This is a genomic window from Ensifer sp. MJa1, from assembly GCF_037026475.1.
In the GTDB taxonomy this organism is placed as follows: domain Bacteria; phylum Pseudomonadota; class Alphaproteobacteria; order Rhizobiales; family Rhizobiaceae; genus Ensifer.
In genome coordinates, this window is the sequence record NZ_JAKUMO010000012.1 from 23,074 (window position 1) to 45,115 (window position 22,042).

Sequence of the window (22,042 nt, forward strand, 5' to 3'; positions counted from 1 at the left end):
CTTGGGAGTTCTGCTGGCAAATGTCATGACAGCAATTGGGGCGCCGGCACAAGGGCCAGCGCCTGTTCGAGATTGGCCGCGGACATCTCTTCTGACGCTGCAAGCGGCGAGCGCAACGTGATTCCGGCGGCCGCGATGCCGTGTCGCAGGCAATCGGCAAGGGGGAGGCCGGCGAGGCACGCGGCAAGGAAGCCGGAGGCGAGCGCGTCGCCGGCGCCGGTGACGTCGGCAAGGGCCGGCAGATCCGGCGGAACGGCAACACAAACGCTGTTGTCATCAAAGGCGACGGCGGCGCGGCCGCCCCGCGTTACGACGCCGCCCTTAAGGCCGGCGGCACGCAGGTGCCCCGCCCAATCCGACGCGTCAGTCGCCTCCTTGCCGGTCAACGCGCGCGCCTCGGACTCGTTCATGAACAGGAACGACAGATCGGAAAGGCAAGGGCGATAGCGGATCACCTTGGCCGGCGAAACGGCGATGCCGGCGACCAGGCGCTGATCGCCGCCCGCCGAGCGTACCAGCGCGGCAATCGTTTCCTCCGGCAGGTTCGCGTCCGTCAGGATCAGCCGGCTTGTGGCGACGACGTCACGCAAGGCGCGGCGCTGCAATTGCCGCGGCGAAAACAGCCGGTAGAGATCCATGTCGGCGAGCGCGATGACCAGATTGCCGTCCTTCTCCAGGATAGCGGTGTAGCTCGGCGTCTTGCGATCGAGGAAGGTGAGGGGGCTGTCGATGACGCCGGCTTCGGCGGCGGCGGCCGTGACCATCTCGCCGGCCGCATCGCCGCCGCGGGTGCTGACCATGCGCACGCTGTGGCCGAGGCGAGCAAGGTTGCGGGCTGCATTGAAGCCGCCGCCACCCGCCTCTTCGAACCAGGTGCCGGGATTGCTGGAACCCGGTGCGGTAATCCCCGATATGCGGCCGCGCCTGTCGATATGCGCACCGCCGAAGACCGCGATTTCAGCTTCCGTCATGAATGTTCCTCTGCTTGGCGCGAGCCAAAAATCTGTTGGTTTGCGGCCATGGTCGATGTGCCGAATAGAAGCGCTGATGCCGCCCCATCTCTTTTCCCCAGACGAATCGGCTCAGCCTTGCCCGGCGGGTTTCAAGCTGCGCTTGCTCCATTCGCGAGCCAGCGGTTTTGTTCCGTGAACATGAAAAGAACGAAATAGAAATCATGATTAGTTTTCAATATGTTGCCCTCCTCTTGCCAATACGGAACAAAACGTGTACAAAAACTCCTGCGGCGGCTTCATTGCCTCGGTAGCTTCAATAACCTAAAGGTGGACCAAATGGCACAAAACTCTTTGCGGCTCGTAGAGGACAAATCGGTGGATAAAAGCAAGGCACTTGAAGCGGCACTTTCCCAGATCGAACGTTCGTTCGGCAAGGGATCGATCATGAAGCTCGGTGGGAAGGACAGCATCATCGAGATCGAGACGGTTTCGACCGGCTCTCTCAGCCTCGACATCGCGCTCGGCATCGGCGGCCTGCCGAAGGGCCGCATCGTCGAAATCTACGGCCCGGAAAGCTCGGGTAAGACGACGCTGGCGCTGCAGACGGTCGCGGAAGCCCAGAAGAAGGGCGGCATCTGCGCCTTCGTCGACGCCGAACACGCGCTCGATCCGGTCTATGCCCGCAAGCTCGGCGTCGACCTCGAAAACCTGCTGATCTCGCAGCCGGACACCGGCGAGCAGGCGCTTGAAATCACCGACACGCTGGTGCGCTCAGGCGCAATCGACGTGCTCGTCGTCGACTCGGTTGCAGCGCTCGTGCCGCGCGCCGAAATCGAAGGCGAAATGGGCGACAACCTGCCGGGCATGCAGGCCCGCCTGATGAGCCAGGCGCTGCGCAAGCTGACCGCGTCGATCTCCAAGTCGAACTGCATGGTCATCTTCATCAACCAGATCCGCATGAAGATCGGCGTCATGTTCGGCTCGCCGGAAACCACCACCGGCGGCAACGCGCTGAAGTTCTACGCCTCGGTTCGCCTCGACATCCGCCGCATCGGCTCGGTCAAGGAGCGCGAAGAGGTCGTCGGCAACCAGACCCGCGTCAAGGTCGTCAAGAACAAGATGGCGCCTCCCTTCAAGCAGGTCGAATTCGACATCATGTATGGCGAGGGCGTATCGAAGACCGGTGAATTGATCGACCTCGGCGTGAAGGCCGGCATCGTCGAGAAGTCCGGCGCCTGGTTCTCCTATAACAGCCAGCGCCTCGGCCAGGGCCGCGAAAATGCCAAGCTGTTCCTGCGCGACAATCCGGACCTGGCACGCGAAATCGAGACGGCGCTGCGCCAGAACGCCGGCCTGATCGCCGACCGGTTCCTCGAGAATGGCGGACCGGAAGCCGACGATGGCGACGAGGCCCCGGAGGCGTAAGTCGCCACGGTCTACTGAAGCTACCGGAAACCGGTCGTCTCGTTGGCGGCCGGTTTTTTGCTGCCGTCTGGACAGTACGATACGCGAGCGATAAAAGCCTTTGGTTCCGGCGGCCGAAGGCGTTGGAGGGCGTGGCCGCCATGGGTGGCTGCGGGGTTAAAGGACAATGGCTTAGCGGCACGGCATTTGCCGGATCCGGGCCGGAATCGGTGCTTAAGAATAGGACGCAAGATGAGCGGCGTGAATGAAATCCGGTCGACCTTTCTCGACTATTTCCGCAGAAACGGTCACGAGGTCGTGTCGTCGAGCCCGTTGGTGCCGCGCAACGATCCGACTTTGATGTTCACCAATGCCGGCATGGTGCAGTTCAAGAACGTTTTTACCGGTCTTGAGCAGCGCCCCTATTCGACGGCTGTTACGGCGCAGAAGTGCGTTCGCGCCGGCGGCAAGCACAACGACCTCGACAATGTCGGTTACACCGCGCGTCACCACACCTTCTTCGAAATGCTCGGCAACTTCTCCTTCGGCGACTACTTCAAGGAGAACGCCATCGAGCTTGCCTGGAACCTGATCACCAAGGAATACGGCCTCGACGCCAAGCGCCTGCTGGTCACGGTCTACCATACCGACGACGAAGCCTTCGGCCTCTGGAAGAAGATCGCCGGCTTTTCCGACGACCGCATCATCCGCATTCCGACCAGCGACAACTTTTGGGCCATGGGCGATACCGGTCCCTGCGGTCCGTGCTCGGAAATCTTCTACGACCATGGCGACCATATCTGGGGTGGCCCTCCGGGCTCGGCCGACGAAGACGGTGACCGCTTCATCGAGATCTGGAACCTCGTCTTCATGCAGTACGAGCAGATCACCAAGGAAGAGCGGGTCAACCTGCCGCGTCCGTCGATCGATACCGGCATGGGGCTTGAGCGTCTCGCTGCCGTGCTGCAGGGCGAACACGACAACTACGACATCGACCTTTTCCGTGCCCTGATCGCCGCTTCGGAAGAGGCGACCGGCGTCAAGGCCGAAGGCGACCGTCGCGCCAGCCACCGCGTCATTGCCGACCACCTGCGCTCGTCCGCCTTCCTGATCGCCGACGGCGTGCTGCCGTCGAACGAAGGCCGCGGCTACGTGCTTCGCCGCATCATGCGTCGCGCCATGCGTCATGCCCAGCTCCTGGGCGCCCAGGACCCGTTGATGTGGAAGCTGCTGCCGGCGCTCGTCGGCCAGATGGGCCGCGCCTATCCGGAACTGGTGCGCGCCGAGGCGCTGATCTCCGAGACGCTGAAGCTTGAGGAAACCCGTTTCCGCAAGACGCTGGAGCGCGGCCTGAACCTGCTTTCGGACGCCTCGGCTGATCTGTCGGAAGGTGACCAGTTCAACGGCGAGACCGCCTTCAAGCTCTACGACACCTACGGCTTCCCGCTCGACCTGACCCAGGACGCGCTGCGCGCCAAGGGCATTACCGTCGACACCGACGCCTTCTCGGCCGCGATGGAGCGCCAGAAGGCCGAAGCCCGCGCCAACTGGGCCGGTTCCGGCGAAGCTGCGACCGAAACGATCTGGTTCGAACTCAAGGAAAAGCACGGCGCGACCGATTTCCTCGGCTATGACACCGAGACCGCCGAAGGCGTGATCCAGGCGATCGTGCGCGACGGCGCCGTCGTTGCCTCGGCTGCCAAGGGCGAGACCGTCCAGGTGGTGCTCAACCAGACGCCGTTCTACGGCGAATCGGGTGGCCAGATGGGCGACACCGGCACGATCACCACCGACCACGGCAAGCTCACGGTGACCGACACGCAGAAGCGCGGCGAGGGGCTCTTCGTTCATTTCGCGACTGTCGTTGAAGGCACGGTCAAGACCGGCGACGCCGTCCAGCTCGACGTCGATCACGCCCGCCGGTCGCGCCTTCGCGCCAATCACTCGGCAACGCACCTCCTGCACGAGGCGCTGCGCGAAGTGCTCGGGACCCACGTCGCCCAGAAGGGCTCGCTGGTCGCGCCGGAGCGCCTGCGTTTCGACGTTTCGCATCCGAAGCCGATGACGGCAGACGAGCTGAAGGTCGTTGAAGAAATGGCCAACGAGATCATCGTCCAGAACACGCCGGTGACGACGCGCCTGATGAGCGTCGACGACGCCATTGCCGAGGGCGCGATGGCGCTCTTCGGCGAGAAGTACGGCGATGAAGTGCGTGTGGTATCCATGGGCCGCGGCATCCACGGCTCCAAGGCCAACCGTGCGTACTCTGTCGAGCTTTGTGGCGGTACCCATGTGTCGGCCACCGGTGACATCGGTCTCGTCCGTGTCGTCTCGGAAAGTGCCGTCGGCGCCGGCGTGCGTCGCATCGAGGCGCTGACCGGTGAGGCCGCACGCGCTTACCTCAACGAGCAGGACGAGCGCGTGAAGACGCTCGCCAACACGCTGAAGGTTCAGCCGGGCGACGTGCTCGGCCGCGTCGAAGCGCTGCTCGACGAGCGCCGCAAGCTCGAACGCGAACTGACGGAAGCCAAGAAGAAGCTGGCACTTGGCGGTGGCGGCGAGGCGGGCTCCGCCGATGCGGCCCGCGATATCGCCGGCGTGCGCTTCCTCGGCAAGGTCGTCTCGGGCGTCGAGCCCAAGGACCTGAAGAGCCTGGCTGATGATGGCAAGAAGAGCCTCGGCTCCGGCGTCGTTGCCTTTGTCGGCGTTTCCGGCGACGGCAAGGCAAGCGCCGTCGTGGCCGTCACCGACGACCTGACGTCGAAGCTCAGCGCCGTCGACCTCGTTCGCGTCGCCTCTGCAGCCCTCGGCGGCAAGGGCGGCGGCGGGCGTCCTGACATGGCCCAGGCCGGCGGTCCGGATGGCGAGAAAGCGGCCGAAGCGATCGAGGCTGTGGCCGTCGCCTTGGCCGGCTGATCGCTGATGACTGAATATGAAAAGGGCGCCCATCGAGGCGCCCTTTTTGTTTGCGAAACCGAAAGTATCGCGCGCGTCCACCCGAGGATCCGACGACAAGCAGCGCACGCTTTACTCGGTCCGGGCTTGTGCCCCTTGCCCTGTAACGGCTCGGGTCAAGCCCGACCATGTCGGAGCAGTCGGTTCGGTCGCGAAAAAGCCAGCCGAGTGCCAACCGACGCTGCCTCCGCAATCTGCCGGAGCGACCATCACGAAAATCCGTGCTCAGCCCCGTTCAACTCCGCAGGATTTGTCAAATCGGTCTATGGTCTACCGATCCGTGAGCACAGCGCGAAAGGTTCGACATGGACGATCAGGCAGCGTGGGCGACCTATGAACGGCGCCTGCACCGGGTGAGCGACTATATCTACGGCCATCTCGACGGCGATCTCGACCTCGATCGCCTCTCCGAGATCGCCTGCCTGTCGCCACACCACTGGCACCGGATCTACCGGGCCGTCCACGGCGAGACGCTGGCGGGCACCGTCAAGCGGCTTCGCCTGCAGCGGGCCGCGGCCGATCTTGCCCAGTCCGATCTTCCTGTCGAAGCGATCGCGCGGCGCTCTGGCTATCCCAATCTGCAGTCCTTCAACCGCACCTTCAAGGCATCCTACGGACTGCCGCCGGCGCGCTACCGCAGGCAAGGGAGCCATGTGGCCTTTGAAACCGCCTCAACGGAAGGTATCCCCGACATGTATGAAGTTACCCTCAAGGACATAGACGCATTCGATCTCGTGGGCGTCGCCCACAACGGCTCCTATATGGAGATCGGCAAGGCATTCGAGACGCTCTATGGCACTTTGTTTTCACGGCAATTGTTCCGGCCAGACATGGAGATGATCGGCATCTACCTCGACGATCCGGAACTGGTGCCGACCGACAAGCTGCGCTCGTTTGCCTGCGTCAGCACACCGGCTCCTGTGGCGTCGCAAGCGCCGCTGACGCAGCAACGCCTCGACGGTGGCCGCTACGCCGTGCTTCGTCACAAGGGCCCCTATGCCGATATGCCCAAGGCCTACCAATGGCTCTATGGCACCTGGTTGCCGCAATCGGGCCGCGAGATCCGCGACAGCCTGATGTTCGAGAAGTATCTCAACAATCCCCGCGAAGTGGCACCGACGGAACTTCTGAGCGAGATCTACCTGCCCTTGAAATGACGGCCGTCCGGTCTCGCTGGCCGGAATTGACGAATCAGCGCCACGCCGCCACCTTTATGGCGGCGTGGCCTGCGCCGAACCTCCAACGATCGTCCCCAGCACGATCCCTTCACGGAGGCAAAGGGACTTCAGTCTCGGGTCGCAACCCTGGTCCCACCGTTTCGGGTCCGGTTGCTGGGGAACTTGCCCGAGACGCGATAGGCCCCGACATGACTGAGAACCGAAACTTCAAACGCCGCGTTCGCGCCCGTGCCGCCACGACCGGCGAATCCTACACCACTGCGCTCAAGCATCTTCGCGACGCAAAGGCGAGTGACGCGCCGCCGCAAGCAAACTCGTTGCGCCTGGCCGTGGCGCAATCCGGCTACTTCGACGACCCCAGAGACGCGGCAGCACTTCGCCTCGCCGGGGACGGAACCCGCCGCCTGATGCGCGAAGCGCATCGAGCAGGGGCGCGCGTGCTGCATCTTCCGGAGGGAGCGATGTGTTTTCCGAACAAGCGCATCATGTCCGCCATCGGTCCCCGCGAAATAGGCCCATCCGATTGGCGCCGGTTCGAATGGACGGTTCTGCGCGAGGAACTCGATGCGACGCGAACACTGGCACGGGCGCTTGGCCTTTGGACGGTCCTTGGCTCTGCTCACCCGCTCACCGAACCTCACCGTCCGCACAACAGCCTCTACGTGATTTCGGATAAGGGGCTCGTCGCGACGCGCTACGACGAACGCATGCTGTCGCACACGAAGATCTCGTACATGTATACGCCTGGGTCGATCCCGGTGACCTTCGAGGTCGACGGGTTCCGCTTCGGCTGCGCGCTCGGCATCGAGTGCCACTTTCCCGAGCTTTTCATCGAATACGAGCGGCTGAATGTCGATTGCGTTCTGTTCTCAACGACGGGCGGCTCATCACCGAACGACCTCGCGTTTGCCGCCGAGGTGCAGGGGCATGCATCGAGCAACCGTTACTGGGCAAGTTTTGCCGTTCTTGCGCAGCCTGGTCTGATCGCCCCCTCGGGGATCATCTCGCCCGAGGGGCAATGGGAAACGCAGTGTACAGCGGGCGGACCTTCGATTGCCTTGGCAGAGATCGGCAGGGATCCCGGTGATCCGGCGCGGCCTTGGCGCCGCCATGCCCGGGGCGGAATCTACGAGCCGCACATGGTGGGCGATGACCCTCGAAGCAGCAGCCGCGACATGTTCTAGGCGTGCGGCGCCCCTGTGGCTGCAGCGGTCGAGACTAAACAACTAGCGTCGGCGGGATCGTGCCAAGGCCTGCCGCAGGGCCACTGCCATGCGCGAGGAATCGCCCCATGTCGAAAGCCAGATGAGCACATTGGTGGCAATTGAAATGACGGAGCGGAGGCCATCGGCGAACCTGTCGTCGCCCGAGAGCTGCGCCTCCGCATGATCGAGATGAGCGAGCTCCTCTTCCCGGATCGACAGGATGAGGGCGTGGAGCTCTGCGTCCTTGTCCGCCAGGAAATGCAGCTGATCGTCGAGATGGCGGTGCACGGCGGCTTCCACGGCTGCCGTGCAGGCCCATATGCTCCGGCGACCGAAGAGCGCCGTTGCAAAACCAAGTAACCAGCCGCCCAAGCTCCAGAACTGCATGATGCGGCAGGGGCGGGACTTTCGTGCCGGCATGGCAGCGCGAAACAGCGCGCAATGCTCGATCTCGTGGCCGAGCATTTCTGAAAGCATCGGCACGCAATCCTTATGGAGCCGACGCGCGACCGCGATCTGGGCTGAATAAATACGGATCGCGCCGAATTCCCCGGCGTGATTGACCCTGACGATGCGAGCAATCGTCAGGGCGTTGCGCGGGGAAATCGGCGCGATCATACGTGCGTTCGGTCGAGCCTTATCAGGCGGCCATGGCCTTCTGCAGGTTCTCGTCGATCTTGTCGAGGAAGCCGGTGGTCGACAGCCACGGCTGATCCGGGCCGATGAGCAGCGCCAGGTCCTTGGTCATGAAGCCGGATTCAACGGTGTCGACGCAAACCTTCTCGAGCGTTTCGGAGAACTTGGCCAGTTCGGCGTTGCCGTCGAGCTTGGCGCGGTGGGCGAGGCCACGGGTCCAGGCGAAGATCGAGGCGATCGAGTTGGTCGAGGTTTCCTCGCCCTTCTGGTGCTGGCGGTAGTGGCGGGTGACCGTGCCGTGCGCGGCTTCTGCTTCAACCGTCTTGCCATCCGGCGTCATCAGAACCGAGGTCATCAGGCCGAGCGAGCCGAAGCCCTGGGCAACGATGTCCGACTGCACGTCGCCATCGTAGTTCTTGCACGCCCAGACGTAGCCGCCGGACCACTTCAGAGCAGACGCGACCATGTCGTCGATCAGGCGGTGTTCGTACCAGATCTTCAGTTCCTTGAACTTGTCGGCGAACTCGGCGTCGAAGACCTGCTGGAAGATGTCCTTGAAGCGGCCGTCATAGACCTTGAGGATGGTATTCTTGGTCGACAGGTACACCGGAACCTTGCGCTGGATGCCGTAGTTGAACGAAGCGCGCGCAAATTCGGTGATCGAATCGTCGAGGTTGTACATGCCCATGGCAACGCCGGCCGACGGTGCGTCGAAGACGTCGTATTCGATTTCCTTACCGTCTTCGCCGACGAACTTCATCGTCAGCTTGCCCTTGCCCGGGAACTTGAAGTCGGTGGCGCGGTACTGGTCGCCGAAGGCGTGACGGCCGACGATGATCGGCTTGGTCCAGCCCGGAACCAGGCGCGGAACGTTCTTGCAGATGATCGGCTCGCGGAAGATGACGCCGCCGAGGATGTTGCGGATCGTGCCGTTCGGCGACTTCCACATCTTCTTCAGCTTGAATTCCTCGACGCGGGCTTCATCCGGCGTGATCGTCGCGCACTTGACGCCGACTCCGTGCTTCTTGATGGCGTTGGCGGCATCGACCGTCACCTGGTCTTCGGTGGCATCGCGGTTTTCGACGCTGAGGTCGTAATATTCCAGATCGATGTCGAGGTAGGGATGGATCAGCTTGTCCTTGATGAACTGCCAGATGATGCGGGTCATCTCGTCGCCGTCGAGTTCGACGACCGGATTGGCGACCTTGATCTTTGCCATGAATATGCCTCGTAGCTTAAGCGGGACAGCGGGAGCGATGTCCCTTCACTCTCTGAAAAATCCTGTGCCCTATAGCACTCAGAACCGGCAACGCAAAGCATGCTTGGGTGAAACTTTGGATGGAGGCGGAGGAGGGCGACGGCCAAGGGTTTGGCAGGGCTTTCAGGCCACTGCATGTTTCCTTCAATCGCAGTCGATTAGAGGATGAAAACATGCAGCAATTCAAAGCGCTACAGCGACCTTTGCGCGTCTTATAGGACGCGCGGCGCTGTAGGCTTTGGGGGTTGCCGGCCTTGCAAAGATCGCTTCTGCCGCTATGCAGGGAGAACGGGTGAGGCGGCCGCCCCGTCCGAGGCGAATGCAGACAGGCAAAGGCATCCGATGGCACTTCGTTCCCGTGTGCGTGATTGGCTCCTTGCCAACGATCCGGCCTTCTCGCGGCTGCGCCAGGCGTCGCGGATCACCGCGACGATCGTTGTTTCAGTCCTGATCCTGATGGCCGTGCACTATCTCGTCGTGCCGATGCCTCCGGCGGCCTTTGGGCTTGCCGCATCGCTGTCGATCGAGGGGGGCCTCGCGGTGCGCGACCGCACCGTTGCCGGACAGCGGCTGACCCGCATTATCGCCGTCATTGTCGGCGTCTCGATGGTCGGACTGGCCTCGCTGCTTGAGAACCATCGCTACGTCTCCGACGTTGTCTTCCTGCTGATCATTTTCCTCGCGGTCTACGGACGGTCCTTCGGCCCGCGCGGCTTTGCCGTCGGCATGTTCGCCTTCATGTCCTATTTTACCGGCGCCTATCTGCGGCCGACCGTCGATCAGTTGCCGGCGCTCTTTTTTGGTGCAGCATTGTCCGCAACAGTCGCGCATCTCGTGCGCACGCGACTGCTGCCGGATGACCGCTACCGCGATCTGCTGCGTGCGGCCGCAAGCGTCCAGCGTCGCGTCGATCAGATGCTGGTGCAGCTTTCTGAAATCGCCCGCAAACCTGTGCTCTCGGAGGTCGATCGGCAAAGACTGCGCTCCGCCGAGGAACGCCTGAAGGAAGCGGTGCTGATGGCCGAAAGTTTCGTCCCGACGGAAAGCCGGCGGCCGGAACCCGAACCGGGCCTCGCCTCGGCCGATGTCGTGGTCGATCTTTTCGATCTGCATCTTGCCGCCGAAAGTGTGATCGTGCTGAGTTTCCAGGCGATGCCGCCACCGCCACTGGTGGAGGCGATGATCGCGCGCGATGGCGAGAAGATCGACGCGGAGATTGCGCGACTTGGTGATGCGGGCCCGCGCCGCGACGAGACGGTCAAGGCACTTCTCTGGCTTCGCAATGTTCGGCAACGACTCGCCCGAAGCCTTGCCAACCTGACACCCGCAGACCTCGACGAGCCGACAGCGTCAACAGGCAATGCCGTTGCCCGCTGGAAGCCGTCGCTTGATGATCCCGCATTGAAGAGCGCCATTCAGATCACTCTGGCGGCCGGTATCGCCATGGTGTTCGGACTGATGCTGTCGCGCGAGCGATGGTTTTGGGCGGTGCTTGCGGCCTTTCTCGTCTTTACCAATACGCGCTCGCGCGGTGATACGGCGATCAAGGCGCTGCAGCGTTCGGCGGGCACGCTCTTCGGCATCGTCGTCGGCATCGTTGCCGGCACGCTTGTTGGCGGGAACATCTATCTGGTGCTGCCGCTCAGCGCGCTTTGTATCTTTCTCGCCTTCTACTTCCTTGTCGTTTCCTATGCGACGATGACCTTCTTCGTTTCGGTCGTGCTGTCGCTGCTCTACAGCCTGATGGGAGTACTGACACCACAGCTCTTGCAGCTTCGGCTGGAGGAGACCTTGATCGGCTCGATCGCCGGGGCGGCGGTCGCCTTCTTCGTTTTCCCGACGCGAACCCGCACGACGCTCGATGCCGCCGTGGCTGCGTGGTGCACCGAGCTGGCAGGGCTGCTGCAGGCGGCAAGAGACGGGGCGTCCGGTCTTGTGCTGATCGGCAGGTCACAGGCGCTCGATCGCGCCTATCGCGATCTCGCGGCAGCGGCAAAGCCTCTGGGACTGCCCTGGCAGCTGGTCACCCGTCCTGGTCACGTTCGCCAGACACTCGCGATCTTCCTTGCCTGCACCTACTGGGCGCGTGTCTTTGCTCGTCGGATCGGCTCGGACGCCGTGGAAGATGGTTCCGACTTTGCGGGCGAACTCGATGAGAGCATCGCACGGGTTGGATATGTGCGTGAAAAGGCCTCGTCCTACTTCTACGAGGTCGGCCGGATCGGCGCGCCGGTCGACCGGCACCTGCCGATTTCAAGGGACGACGCTGAGCTTGGACTGGAGATGATCGGCGTATCGCTGAACCGCCTGCACCTTTAGAAACGGAAGCTGGACTTTAATTTCGCTGGCATTTGTGCAAGGGAAGCGCCGAACCAAGGACGAAGGCACTGAAATGGCAGGTACGAACAGCGAGCGCGAACTTCTGGCGGAAGGACCGGCGATCATTCTCGCCTATCCGCAGCTCGGGGAAAACATCGGCATGGTGGCCCGTGCCATGGCCAATTTCGGCCTGGCGGAGCTCAGGCTCGTCAATCCGCGTGACGGCTGGCCGAGCGAGAAGGCGCGCTCTGCCGCGAGCCGCGCCGACCACGTGATCGACGCTGCCAAGCTCTATGGTTCGGTCGAAGAGGCGATCGCCGATCTCAATTTCGTCTATGCGACGACGGCCCGTGACCGTGACGGCTACAAGCCAGTGCGCTCGCCGATCGTTGCGGCGCGCACGCTGCGCCAGCGCTTCCAGGGTGGCGAAAAGACGGGCATCCTGTTCGGGCGCGAGCGCACCGGGCTTACCAACGAGGAAGTCGCGCTTGCCGACGAGATCGTGACCTTTCCGGTCAATCCGGCCTTCGCCTCGCTCAATCTGGCCCAGGCCGTGCTCCTGATGTCCTATGAGTGGCTGAAGACGGGCATGGAATCGGAAGACCAGACCTCGTTCCAGGCGATCGAGCAGCGACCGGCGACCAAGGAACATCTGCAGGGACTGTTCGAGCATGTTGAGGAGGCACTCGATGCGCGCAACTATTTCCGCTCCGCCGACAAAAAGCCGAAATTGGTCGAAAACCTGCGCGCTGTTCTGACCAGACCATCCTTTACCGAATCCGAAATCCAGGTGCTGCGCGGCGTCATTTCTTCGCTCGACCGGTTCACGCGGGAAAATCCGCGCGGCTCGGGCGCTCCGGGCGAGCACAGCAGGAAAGCGCGAGACAAAGGTGACAGTAGCGAGTGAACTGAAACCCATCCTCGTCTTCGACAGCGGCATCGGCGGCCTGACCGTGCTGCGTGAGGCGAGGGTGCTGATGCCCGAGAGGCATTTCATCTACGTCGCTGATGACGCCGGCTTTCCCTATGGCGGCTGGGAAGAAGCGGCGCTGAAGGAGCGGGTCATCGCCCTCTTCGGCAAGCTGCTTGCCGAGCACGATCCGGAAATCTGCGTGATCGCCTGCAACACCGCCTTCACGCTTGTCGGCGCCGACCTGCGCGCAGCATTCCCGCAGATGACCTTCGTTGGCACGGTGCCTGCCATCAAGCCGGCAGCGGAACGCACTCGCTCGGGGCTCGTTTCCGTTCTGGCGACACCGGGCACGGTCAAGCGCGCCTATACCCGCGATCTGATCCAGTCCTTCGCCAGCCAATGCCACGTGCGCCTGGTCGGCTCGGAGAACCTTGCGAAGATGGCGGAGGCCTATATCCGCGGCGAGAAGCTCGACGACGATACTGTTCTCGCCGAGATCGCGCCGTGCTTCGTCGAAATGGACGGCAGGAAGACCGATATCGTTGTCCTTGCCTGCACCCACTACCCCTTCATGGCCAATGTCTTTCGCAGGCTGGCGCCATGGCCGGTCGACTGGCTGGATCCGGCCGAAGCCATTGCCCGGCGGGCGCGGTCGTTGGTGCCGCTGCCGAACGGCTTTGAGCCGCTGAACGGGCAGGATCCGGCCATCTTCACCTCGGGCAAGCCGGATTTTGCGACACGACGGCTGATGCAGGGCTTCGGTCTGACGGTGGCGCTGGACGTCACAACGGAAGAAAGTGCAGGGCGCGCCGAAGCGATCGGCTAGAACGCTGCGTTCTTTGAACCGAACCGCTCTCTAATAAAAGATTGCCAGCAACAGGCCGATCAGAACGGCCAACACGCAGGCGTCGCGAAAGCGCATGCGGCTGGCACGCGCCGCGTCGCCTTTCGAGTTGACCCGTTGCGTGTCCTTGTAAGCGTCGCGCATGCGCTGATCGAGATTGTGCAACTCCATTTGCTGTTCTGTCTCGTAGTGTTCCATTTATGCCCCTGGCAAATCGCTCCGACCAAAAACATATGGGCATTCCTTTCTGCTCGTAAAAGTACGATCGCCACATAATCTCAACTTTATCTTGCGGCGATACGAAATCTGCATTCGGCTCTGCGCGGCGAGGTGCTCCTGCGCGTATTCCCTGTGGGTTTTCTGTGTCGGAGGCACGATTTTCCGGGAAACCGTGCTAGGTGTCGCCCGATGGGCGGTGTCCATATGACCGCGAATCAGTCCAGAGCATTTCAAGAGTGAGCAGCGATTTTGCGTCCGGAAATGCGCGAGCGTAACGCGAAGAGGTGGAAATGAAGGTCGGCATCGACATGGGAGCGACGTCCGAAGGGACCTCGGCCTCGCTCGATATCGAGGAGCTTCTGGCCACCCGTCTCCTGGTGCAGGGCAATTCCGGTTCGGGCAAGTCGCACCTGTTGCGCCGGCTCCTGGAGCAGTCCGCGCCCTGGGTGCAGCAGTGCATCATCGATCCCGAGGGTGACTTCGTCACGCTTGCCGACAAGTTCGGCCACGTGGTCGTCGAGGGCGAGCGCACCGACGCCGAGCTGATCGGCATCGCCAACCGCATTCGCCAGCATCGCGTTTCCTGCGTCCTGTCGCTCGAAGGGCTCGATATCGAGCAGCAGATGCGCAATGCCGGCGTGTTCCTGAATGCCATGTTCGATGCCGACCGCGAATACTGGTATCCGGTGCTGGTGGTCGTCGACGAAGCGCAGATGTTTGCGCCCTCGGTTGCCGGCGACGTCACCGAAGAGGTGCGCAAGATTTCGCTTGGCGCCATGACCAATCTCATGTGCCGCGGTCGTAAGCGCGGGCTTGCCGGCGTCATCGCCACCCAGCGCCTGGCAAAGCTCGCCAAGAACGTGGCGGCGGAAGCCTCCAACTTCCTGATGGGCCGGACCTTCCTCGACATCGACATGTTGCGCGCCGCCGATCTGCTCGGCATGGACCGGCGCACGGCGGAAATGTTCCGTGACCTGAAGCGCGGATCCTTCGTGGCACTCGGTCCGGCCCTATCGCGGCGGCCGCTCAAGGTGACGATCGGAACCGTCGAGACCTCGGCCCGTTCGACGAGCCCGAAGCTGATGCCGTTGCCGGAGGCACCGCAGGACGTCGAGGATCTGATCTTCACGCCGGATCCGGATGAACTGACCCGTCCGATCATGCGGCGCGCAGCGCCGCCACCGCGCCCCGCCACGGATATCCTGGCTGAACTGTCACGTCCTCGGCCCGAACCGATTGCCCCGGTCGAAGCGCGACCGGCCCAGCCGGAACTGACCGCCGAAGAGCGGGAAGGGCTGCTCGACAGCGTCTTCCTGGAAATCCTTGCCAATCCGGAAGCGGCCTTCCGGCCGGATGCCGAGCTCTTCCAGGACTTCCTGGTGCGCTGCCGCATCCGCCGCCTGCCGTCAGGAGCGGCGCTATCTCTCGGCGCGTTCCGCCGCAAGATGGCCGTCGCCCGCTCGGGAGTCGATCCGGAAACTGCTGCGACCGAGACCTGGGCGCAGGCGCTGCAACTCGCCGATCGCGTGACTGAAGACCTGCAGGCGGTGTTCCTGATGATGGCGCAATCCGCCGTGCGGCGCTTGCCTTGCCCTTCCGACGCGATGATCGCGCGCGCCTATGGCACGCATTCGGCTCGCCGTGCGCGGCGTCTGCTCGGCTACTTCGAGGAGCATGGGCTGATCGTCATTCATGCCGACTTCTCCGGCAAGCGCATCGTCGCCTTCCCGGACCTCGGCTGCGAAACCGCGCCGGGGGATGCCAACGGACCGGACGTGGTCGATCCCGCCGCCGCTGCGGCTGAGTGAGCCCGGCCGCCAAGGCATCGATTTTCCTGAAAATCAGTTGCTGGCCGGTCACGACCTGTCTCAAACCCAGTCTTGAATAACGCGCTCGGATGCGTGGATGCATGTCATCTGCAATTGGGTGGTGCCGGTGTTGACGAAGCGGTGCGGCGTGCCAGGGTCGACGACGATGATGTCGCCGGCCTTACCGATGAGCGTTTGCTCACCGACCGTGAATTCCGCCTCGCCGGAATGGATCAGCCAGGTCTCAGGATAGGGATGAACATGCAGCGCCGGGCCCTGGCCGGGTGCCGCATCCATCAGGAAAAGCGAAATCGGCGTGCCGTACGCGCCGCCTTCAAACAGGATCGTCCGGTTAGGGCTCTGCTTCTGCTCGTTACGCGGAATGACGTGAAACATGCTCGCCTCCATCGGCTTGGCTCAATGACGGGAATGATTTATCTTCACAAGAAGATATTATCTGAAACTATCTTCTCGTCAAGATATTTTGCCGGATCCATGGAGTGAACAATGGGAAATGAGAACGAGGAGAGAGATCATGTAGACCGGCTGCGCGCGCAGTGGGCGCGTGAGCTAGCCGATCTCGATACTGAACCAATGGCGATCCTCGGCCGCGCTTACCGGCTCTCGAACCTTGTGCGACCGTCTATCGAGGAGACGTTTGCGTCCTTCGGCCTGGATCGTGGCGAATTCGACGTCATTTCGACGCTCAGGCGCTCCGGCCCGCCCTATCGGCTGACGCCGACCGATCTCTATACGCTGTTGATGATCTCGTCCGGCGGCCTGACCCATCGACTGGATAGGCTGCAGAAGGCTGGGCTTATCGTGCGCGAGCGATCAGCATCGGACGGCCGCAGCAGCGTGGTCGGGTTGACCGAGGCCGGTATCGCGCTTGCGGAGAGGGCGTTTCGGGCTGACATGGCGAGCGAAACACGCTATCTGGAGGGCCTTGACCGGGAAGAGCGTGCCGCGCTGGCTGGGCTCTTGAAGAAGCTGCTGATTTCCCTGGAAACCGGACAGACCATCGATCCGGTTTGAAATGGTGCTTAAAGCAGCGATTTCGTTTGACAATGCCGGGCGGAAGCACTAAAGCCGCCCCAACGCCGGGCAGAAATGTCCGGTGTTTTATTTGACATGTCCCGTGGCTTCTCCGTCTGCGTGATCGTGAGAAGCCTGTCAGAACCCCGAAAATGGGTTCAGAGGAGGGCGTGTTTCCTTGATCCGGTTTGGAAGCAGACCGGTGTAACCGTTTGAAAGGAAATGCGATGAGCAAGCGCGAATCGTCCAAGTACAAAATTGACCGCCGTATGGGCGAAAACATCTGGGGCCGTCCGAAGTCCCCGGTAAACCGCCGCGAATACGGCCCGGGCCAGCACGGCCAGCGCCGCAAGTCCAAGCTCTCGGACTTCGGTGTACAGCTGCGCGCCAAGCAGAAGCTCAAGGGCTACTACGGCGACATCCGCGAGAAGCAGTTCCGCGCGATCTTCGCTGAAGCCGACCGCCGCAAGGGCGACACCCCGGAAAACCTGATCGGCCTGCTCGAGTCGCGCCTCGACGCGATCGTCTACCGCGCCAAGTTCGTTCCGACGGTCTTTGCTGCCCGTCAGTTCGTCAACCACGGCCACGTCAAGGTCAACGGCGTCCGCGTCAACATCGGTTCCTACCGTTGCAAGCCGGGCGACGTCATCGAAGTCAAGGAAAAGTCCAAGCAGCTCGTAACCGTTCTCGAATCGGTTTCGCTGGCTGAACGCGACGTTCCGGACTACATCGAAGTCGACCACAACAAGATGGTTGCGACCTACGTCCGCGTTCCGGTTCTGTCTGACGTTCCGTACGCCGTCGTCATGGAACCGCACCTGGTCGTCGAATTCTATTCGCGTTAATCCGGGGCTCACGCCTTGTGATGTATCGAAAACCGCCCGGAAACGGGCGGTTTTTTTGTCGGTGGCACCCACCTGCCGACTTCGAACAGCCGCACTCCGATCATGGCGATTTCATCCCTTCGACCCGAAGGTGGTGATCAAGAGGGAAGCCGATGCCCGAGCAGAACGTGCCGCAGGACCTGCAGGCGATCATCGAGGACATCCACCGGGAGCTAAGCCCGAGGTTCGGGCAGGGCAAGGTCGCCGACTACATCCCGCAGCTTGCCCGCGTCGATGCCAAGCATTTCGGCCTGGCGATCGTCACCACCGATGGCAAGATCTATCGGGTCGGCGACGCGGAGGTACCATTTTCGATCCAGAGCGTCTCGAAGGTCTTCACGCTGACCATGGCACTCGGCAAGCATGGTGAAAACATCTGGCACCGGGTTGGCCGCGAACCGTCCGGCTCGGCCTTCAATTCGATTGTTCAGCTCGAGCATGAGGGCGGCAAGCCGCGCAACCCCTTCATCAACGCCGGCGCCATCACCATCAGCGACCTGATCCTGGCAGGCCACACGCCGCGCGAACTGATCGGCGAAATCGTCCAGTTCATCCGCTATCTTGCCGATGACGACCAGATCGTCATCGATCACGAGGTCGCACGTTCCGAGACGGCCACCGGCTTCCGCAATTTCGCGCTTGCAAATTTCATGCGCTCCTATGGCCGGCTCGACCATCCGGTGGAGCACGTGCTCGGTGTCTACTTCCACCATTGCGCGCTGTCTATGACCTGCAGCCAGCTCGCCAAGGCGGGCCTGTTCCTGGCAGCCGGCGGCACCAATCCGCTCACGGGGCACAATGTAGTCTCGCGCCAGCGGGCGCGGCGCATCAATGCCTTGATGCTCACCTGCGGCCACTATGACGGCTCCGGCGATTTCGCCTATCGCGTCGGTCTGCCGGGCAAAAGCGGCGTTGGCGGTGGCATCATGGCTGTTGCGCCAGGCAAGGCCTCGGTCGCCGTCTGGTCGCCGGGCCTCAACGAGAACGGCAACTCGCTGCTCGGCTCGCTCGCGCTCGAAATGCTTGCTGCCCGCACCGGCTGGTCGGTGTTCGGCCCCTAAAGCGCATTGCGATCTTTCAGATGCGCTTCCGCGCTTTAAGCTCTTGATTTTTCGCATGTCGTTATCGCAAGACCGCTGCACACTTTTGCGCGACATGCCGTAAAGGGCCGGCCCTGGCCGATTTCCCTTGATCTTGACAGCTGGAGCGGGCAAGTGCTGGCCCAAGATTTGCCGGGCACCGAATGCGCCTGGCCGCCGCACAGGATCCCCAACATGGACCTTTCGCTCAAGCCGTCGCAAGACCAGGTCGAAACCCTTTTCGATGAGGCCGAGATCGACGCCGGCGCACATCCGCTTTTCAGCCGCATGCCGTCGTCGGTGTCGTTCAACAAGCTGCGCAAGCGCCTCTTGCGCCAGACCCGCCAGGCGCTTGACGATTTCGGCATGCTTAAGGGCGCGAAGCGCTGGCTCATTGGCGTTTCCGGCGGCAAGGACAGCTACAGCCTGCTGGCGCTCCTGATGGATCTCAAGTGGCGCGGACTGCTGCCGGTGGAGCTGATCGCCTGCAATCTCGACCAGGGCCAGCCGAACTTCCCGAAGCACATCCTGCCGGAATACCTCGCTTCGATCGGCGTCGAACACCGCATCGAATATCGCGACACCTATTCGATCGTGAAGGAAAAGGTGCCGACCGGCGCCACCTATTGCTCGCTCTGTTCGCGGCTTCGCCGCGGCAACCTCTACCGCATCGCCCGCGAGGAGGGCTGCGACGCGCTGGTGCTCGGTCACCATCGCGAGGACATCCTCGAGACCTTCTTCATGAACTTCTTCCACGGCGGCAGGCTCGCCTCGATGCCGGCAAAGCTCCTGAACGACGAGGGCGACCTGATGGTGCTGCGGCCGCTTGCCTATGCGGCCGAGGATGACCTTGCCAAGTTCGCCGCGGCGATGGAGTTCCCGATCATCCCCTGCGATCTCTGCGGCTCGCAGGACGGTCTCGAGCGCAACGCGATGAAGGCGATGCTGTCCGATCTTGAGCGGCGCATGCCCGGCCGCAAGGACACGATGCTGCGCGCGCTCGGCCACGTGAACCCGTCGCATCTGCTCGATCCCAAGCTGTTCGATTTCCAGTTCCTCACACCGGAGCCCAAAGAATGAGCCATTCCGTCGACATCGCCGGCCTTGCCAATCTCCTGCAGGAAGCGGCGGTCAAAGAGATCCTGCCGCGGTTCCGCAACCTCGACGCCGGTGATGTCCGGATGAAATCGGAAGCGATCGACCTCGTGACCGAAGGCGACGAGGCGGCCGAGCGGCTGATCAAGTCGCGGATCGAAGAGGTGGCGCCGGGCGCGTTGTTCGTGGGTGAGGAATCCGTTGCCGCTGATCCGGCGCTGCTCGACAAGCTTGTTGGTGCGGATCTTGCCGTCGTCGTCGACCCGATCGACGGCACCTTCAACTTTGCCGCCGGCCTACCGCTCTTCGGCGTCATGGCAAGCGTCGTCGCCAAGGGCGAGACGGTCGCCGGCATCATCTACGATCCGCTCGGCAATGACTGGGTGATTGCCGAAAAGGGCTCGGGCGCCTGGATGTGCCGCCCGGATGGCTCGCAGGAGCGCCTGTCAGTGACGGCGGGCGTGCCGCTCGAAGCTATGGTCGGTGGTGCCTCTACCGGCTTTTACGCGCAGGAAGCGCGCCGCGAGGTCATGGCGAACATGGCGAAGGTCCGCATCGCCACCAGCTATCGCTGCGCCGCACACGAATACCGCATCTTAGCTGCCGGGCACATCCACTTCCTGATGTACCAGAAGCTGATGCCCTGGGATCATCTGGCCGGCACGCTGATCGCGCAGGAGGCCGGCGCCTATGCCGCGCGCTTCGACGGCTCGCCCTATCTCCCGCAGCACCTCAATGGCGGCCTGCTGCTGGCGACGGACAAGGACAGTTGGGAGACGCTGCGGCGCGAGGTCTTCACGGTCTGAGCGCGCCACAGCCGCGAAAACGACAAAGCCCGCCCGGATCGCTCCGGGCGGGCTTTTTGATGCTTCGCAGCCAGACCGCTTACATATGGCCGCCGCCGTGATCCATGGAGACGTCCTTGTCGCCGGGATGGGTGAAGAGCTTGCCTTTTTCCGCCCAGAGCGTCGCGAGGATCGTCAGCAGGCCGAAGAGCGCGAAGCCACCGAAGAGCGGCTGCAGCGTGCCGTTGAAGAGCTGGCCGACCGCACCGCCGATCAGCGCTCCACCTGTCGTGGAGACGAAACCGGTGATGGCCGTGGCCGTGCCGGCAAGATGCCCCATCGGCTCAAGGCTGATCGCGGTGAAGTTCGTCGCAATGACGGCGAAGAACATCAAGAGCACCGAGAACATCAGGTAGCTGACGACGAAAGCCGGGGTGCCCGAAAGCGACATGACGAAACCGGCGACCGAGATCAGCGTGAACAGGATCATCGAGACGTGCGAGATACGGCGCATGCCGAAGCTGCGCACGAAGAAGCCATTTGCGAAGTTCGCGACAGCGATGCCGCCCGCAGTACCCGCAAAGGCGATCGGCAGCCAGTCGCCGAGGCCGTAGACTTCGCCGAAGATCTGCTGGACGGTGACGATGTAGGCGCAGATGACGGCGGTAAACAGCGTCATGCCGATCATGTAGCCGCAGGTGATGCGATTGGTGAGCACCGTCTTGAAGCCGGAGGCAACAGCGCCGACGGAAAGCGGCATGCGCTCTTCATGGGGCAGGGACTCCTTCATCCGCGCAAAGGCCCAGACGAACAGAATGGCACCGATGACGCCGATCAGGATGAAGATCCAGTGCCAGTTGGCATAGAGGATCACCAACTGGCCGATCGAGGGCGCGACGATCGGCACGATCATGAAGACGATCATGACATAGGACATCACACGTGCCATTTCGCGGCCGCCGAAGCAGTCGCGCACGATCGCCATGGTGGTGATGCGGATCGCTGCCGCACCGATGCCCTGGATGAAGCGCAGGATCAGCAGCGTCTCGAAGCTCTCGGTGAGCGCCGCGGCGAACATCGACACCGTGAAGAAGGCCAGGCCGCCGAGAAGCACGCGGCGTCGGCCGAACGTGTCGGAAAGGCTGCCGAAGAAGATCTGCGAGACGCCGAAGCCGAGGAAGAAGACGCCGATCACCAGCTGGGTGTCATTGGTGTTGGCGACGCTCAGCGATTGGCCGATCGACGGCAGCGCCGGCAGCATGCTGTCGATGGCGACGGCAACACTCGCGGTCATCACGGCGATGGTGATGATGAATTCGAAGAGGCCCATGTTCAGGCGCTCGGCGCCCGAAACCCCGTCGATATGTTCGGATTGATTGGTGATGGTGGACATTGGGAAAACCCGTAGTTCAATCTTCTTGAAATGATTGGCCGGCAGTTTGGAGCGCTACAGCGACCTTTACGCGTCTTCA

At 62.6% G+C, this 22,042-nt stretch carries 19 protein-coding genes; 13 read left to right on the forward strand and 6 right to left on the reverse strand.

Translation table 11 applies throughout. The features are described 5' to 3' along the window. Positions 1-23: 23 nt before the first annotated feature. Positions 24-971 (reverse strand): carbohydrate kinase family protein, encoded by a 948-nt coding sequence (locus MKZ91_RS17080; protein WP_336172264.1) that lies wholly within the window; start codon positions 969-971, stop codon positions 24-26. Positions 972-1,289: 318 nt separating this feature from the next. On the opposite strand from MKZ91_RS17080, the gene recA reads away from it, so the two are divergent. The 4 genes from recA to MKZ91_RS17100 all read left to right on the forward strand — a co-directional run bounded on the left by recA (position 1,290) and on the right by MKZ91_RS17100 (position 7,674). Further along, positions 1,290-2,378 carry a recombinase RecA gene (gene recA / locus MKZ91_RS17085; RefSeq protein WP_336172265.1) on the forward strand — a complete coding sequence of 363 codons (1,089 nt, stop codon included), beginning with the start codon at positions 1,290-1,292 and terminating at the stop codon, positions 2,376-2,378. Between the two features lie 231 nt (positions 2,379-2,609). Then, positions 2,610-5,273, forward strand: coding sequence for an alanine--tRNA ligase (gene alaS, locus MKZ91_RS17090; protein ID WP_336172266.1), 2,664 nt, complete (start codon positions 2,610-2,612; stop codon positions 5,271-5,273). A 344-nt stretch (positions 5,274-5,617) separates the two neighbouring features. Then, on the forward strand, positions 5,618-6,469 hold the full coding sequence (locus MKZ91_RS17095) for an AraC family transcriptional regulator (RefSeq protein WP_336172267.1): 852 nt from the start codon (positions 5,618-5,620) through the stop codon (positions 6,467-6,469). 209 nt (positions 6,470-6,678) lie between these two features. Continuing rightward, a complete protein-coding gene (locus MKZ91_RS17100) occupies positions 6,679-7,674 on the forward strand; it encodes a carbon-nitrogen hydrolase family protein (protein WP_336172268.1) in 996 nt (331 codons plus the stop codon). Positions 7,675-7,716: 42 nt separating this feature from the next. Here the strand turns inward: MKZ91_RS17100 and MKZ91_RS17105 are convergent, their stop codons facing one another. Further along, positions 7,717-8,313: a demethoxyubiquinone hydroxylase family protein gene (locus MKZ91_RS17105; RefSeq protein ID WP_336172269.1), complete on the reverse strand. Its 597-nt coding sequence runs from the start codon at positions 8,311-8,313 to the stop codon at positions 7,717-7,719. Positions 8,314-8,335: 22 nt separating this feature from the next. Next, entirely contained in the window at positions 8,336-9,550 is a 1,215-nt protein-coding gene (locus tag MKZ91_RS17110) for an NADP-dependent isocitrate dehydrogenase (RefSeq protein ID WP_336172270.1), read from the reverse strand. A 381-nt stretch (positions 9,551-9,931) separates the two neighbouring features. On the opposite strand from MKZ91_RS17110, the gene MKZ91_RS17115 reads away from it, so the two are divergent. The 3 genes from MKZ91_RS17115 (at position 9,932) to murI (ending at position 13,647) form a co-directional block, all read left to right on the forward strand. After that, on the forward strand, positions 9,932-11,908 hold the full coding sequence (locus MKZ91_RS17115) for an FUSC family protein (protein ID WP_336172271.1): 1,977 nt from the start codon (positions 9,932-9,934) through the stop codon (positions 11,906-11,908). A 73-nt stretch (positions 11,909-11,981) separates the two neighbouring features. Next, on the forward strand, positions 11,982-12,815 hold the full coding sequence (locus tag MKZ91_RS17120) for an RNA methyltransferase (protein ID WP_336172272.1): 834 nt from the start codon (positions 11,982-11,984) through the stop codon (positions 12,813-12,815). After that, positions 12,799-13,647 (forward strand): glutamate racemase, encoded by an 849-nt coding sequence (murI, locus tag MKZ91_RS17125; protein WP_336172273.1) that lies wholly within the window; start codon positions 12,799-12,801, stop codon positions 13,645-13,647. Before MKZ91_RS17120 ends, murI begins: the two co-directional genes overlap by 17 nt. 30 nt (positions 13,648-13,677) lie before the next feature. Here murI and MKZ91_RS17130 read toward each other — a convergent pair whose 3' ends face one another. Further along, the gene (locus MKZ91_RS17130; protein ID WP_336172274.1) at positions 13,678-13,863 is read right to left on the reverse strand and encodes a hypothetical protein; all 186 of its coding nucleotides are present in this window, start codon (positions 13,861-13,863) and stop codon (positions 13,678-13,680) included. A gap of 311 nt (positions 13,864-14,174) precedes the next feature. Between MKZ91_RS17130 and MKZ91_RS17135 the strand changes: the two genes are divergently transcribed. Next, positions 14,175-15,692 carry an ATP-binding protein gene (locus tag MKZ91_RS17135; protein WP_336172275.1) on the forward strand — a complete coding sequence of 506 codons (1,518 nt, stop codon included), beginning with the start codon at positions 14,175-14,177 and terminating at the stop codon, positions 15,690-15,692. 60 nt (positions 15,693-15,752) lie between these two features. On the opposite strand, the gene MKZ91_RS17140 is transcribed toward MKZ91_RS17135, so the two are convergent. Continuing rightward, the gene (locus tag MKZ91_RS17140) at positions 15,753-16,088 is read right to left on the reverse strand and encodes a cupin domain-containing protein (RefSeq protein WP_336172276.1); all 336 of its coding nucleotides are present in this window, start codon (positions 16,086-16,088) and stop codon (positions 15,753-15,755) included. A gap of 111 nt (positions 16,089-16,199) precedes the next feature. Here MKZ91_RS17140 and MKZ91_RS17145 point away from each other — a divergent pair, with 111 nt between their 5' ends. The 5 genes from MKZ91_RS17145 to MKZ91_RS17165 all read left to right on the forward strand — a co-directional run bounded on the left by MKZ91_RS17145 (position 16,200) and on the right by MKZ91_RS17165 (position 20,591). After that, positions 16,200-16,727, forward strand: a complete 528-nt coding sequence (locus MKZ91_RS17145) for a MarR family winged helix-turn-helix transcriptional regulator (RefSeq protein WP_336172277.1) — start codon at positions 16,200-16,202, stop codon at positions 16,725-16,727. A gap of 227 nt (positions 16,728-16,954) precedes the next feature. Continuing rightward, positions 16,955-17,572 carry a 30S ribosomal protein S4 gene (rpsD, locus tag MKZ91_RS17150; RefSeq protein ID WP_327515093.1) on the forward strand — a complete coding sequence of 206 codons (618 nt, stop codon included), beginning with the start codon at positions 16,955-16,957 and terminating at the stop codon, positions 17,570-17,572. Between the two features lie 152 nt (positions 17,573-17,724). Beyond that, positions 17,725-18,672 carry a glutaminase gene (locus MKZ91_RS17155; protein WP_336172278.1) on the forward strand — a complete coding sequence of 316 codons (948 nt, stop codon included), beginning with the start codon at positions 17,725-17,727 and terminating at the stop codon, positions 18,670-18,672. A gap of 213 nt (positions 18,673-18,885) precedes the next feature. Then, positions 18,886-19,770, forward strand: coding sequence for a tRNA 2-thiocytidine(32) synthetase TtcA (gene ttcA / locus MKZ91_RS17160; protein ID WP_336172279.1), 885 nt, complete (start codon positions 18,886-18,888; stop codon positions 19,768-19,770). Further along, positions 19,767-20,591 (forward strand): inositol monophosphatase family protein, encoded by an 825-nt coding sequence (locus tag MKZ91_RS17165; protein ID WP_336172280.1) that lies wholly within the window; start codon positions 19,767-19,769, stop codon positions 20,589-20,591. Before ttcA ends, MKZ91_RS17165 begins: the two co-directional genes overlap by 4 nt. 79 nt (positions 20,592-20,670) lie before the next feature. Here the strand turns inward: MKZ91_RS17165 and MKZ91_RS17170 are convergent, their stop codons facing one another. Then, on the reverse strand, positions 20,671-21,963 hold the full coding sequence (locus MKZ91_RS17170) for a multidrug effflux MFS transporter (protein WP_336172281.1): 1,293 nt from the start codon (positions 21,961-21,963) through the stop codon (positions 20,671-20,673). Between the last annotated feature and the right edge of the window lie 79 nt (positions 21,964-22,042).

What these genes read in the sequence shown, in the direction of transcription:
- recA (WP_336172265.1), top strand. Translation starts at nt 1,290, where the DNA reads ATGGCACAAAACTCTTTGCGGCTCGTAGAGGACAAATCGGTGGATAAA.
- MKZ91_RS17155 (WP_336172278.1), top strand. Translation starts at nt 17,725, where the DNA reads ATGCCCGAGCAGAACGTGCCGCAGGACCTGCAGGCGATCATCGAGGAC.
- MKZ91_RS17130 (WP_336172274.1), bottom strand. Translation starts at nt 13,863, where the DNA reads ATGGAACACTACGAGACAGAACAGCAAATGGAGTTGCACAATCTCGAT.
- MKZ91_RS17115 (WP_336172271.1), top strand. Translation starts at nt 9,932, where the DNA reads ATGGCACTTCGTTCCCGTGTGCGTGATTGGCTCCTTGCCAACGATCCG.
- MKZ91_RS17170 (WP_336172281.1), bottom strand. Translation starts at nt 21,963, where the DNA reads ATGTCCACCATCACCAATCAATCCGAACATATCGACGGGGTTTCGGGC.
- ttcA (WP_336172279.1), top strand. Translation starts at nt 18,886, where the DNA reads ATGGACCTTTCGCTCAAGCCGTCGCAAGACCAGGTCGAAACCCTTTTC.
- MKZ91_RS17080 (WP_336172264.1), bottom strand. Translation starts at nt 971, where the DNA reads ATGACGGAAGCTGAAATCGCGGTCTTCGGCGGTGCGCATATCGACAGG.
- rpsD (WP_327515093.1), top strand. Translation starts at nt 16,955, where the DNA reads ATGAGCAAGCGCGAATCGTCCAAGTACAAAATTGACCGCCGTATGGGC.
- MKZ91_RS17120 (WP_336172272.1), top strand. Translation starts at nt 11,982, where the DNA reads ATGGCAGGTACGAACAGCGAGCGCGAACTTCTGGCGGAAGGACCGGCG.
- MKZ91_RS17095 (WP_336172267.1), top strand. Translation starts at nt 5,618, where the DNA reads ATGGACGATCAGGCAGCGTGGGCGACCTATGAACGGCGCCTGCACCGG.
- MKZ91_RS17145 (WP_336172277.1), top strand. Translation starts at nt 16,200, where the DNA reads ATGGGAAATGAGAACGAGGAGAGAGATCATGTAGACCGGCTGCGCGCG.
- MKZ91_RS17110 (WP_336172270.1), bottom strand. Translation starts at nt 9,550, where the DNA reads ATGGCAAAGATCAAGGTCGCCAATCCGGTCGTCGAACTCGACGGCGAC.
- alaS (WP_336172266.1), top strand. Translation starts at nt 2,610, where the DNA reads ATGAGCGGCGTGAATGAAATCCGGTCGACCTTTCTCGACTATTTCCGC.
- MKZ91_RS17135 (WP_336172275.1), top strand. Translation starts at nt 14,175, where the DNA reads ATGAAGGTCGGCATCGACATGGGAGCGACGTCCGAAGGGACCTCGGCC.
- MKZ91_RS17100 (WP_336172268.1), top strand. Translation starts at nt 6,679, where the DNA reads ATGACTGAGAACCGAAACTTCAAACGCCGCGTTCGCGCCCGTGCCGCC.
- MKZ91_RS17105 (WP_336172269.1), bottom strand. Translation starts at nt 8,313, where the DNA reads ATGATCGCGCCGATTTCCCCGCGCAACGCCCTGACGATTGCTCGCATC.
- MKZ91_RS17165 (WP_336172280.1), top strand. Translation starts at nt 19,767, where the DNA reads ATGAGCCATTCCGTCGACATCGCCGGCCTTGCCAATCTCCTGCAGGAA.
- MKZ91_RS17140 (WP_336172276.1), bottom strand. Translation starts at nt 16,088, where the DNA reads ATGTTTCACGTCATTCCGCGTAACGAGCAGAAGCAGAGCCCTAACCGG.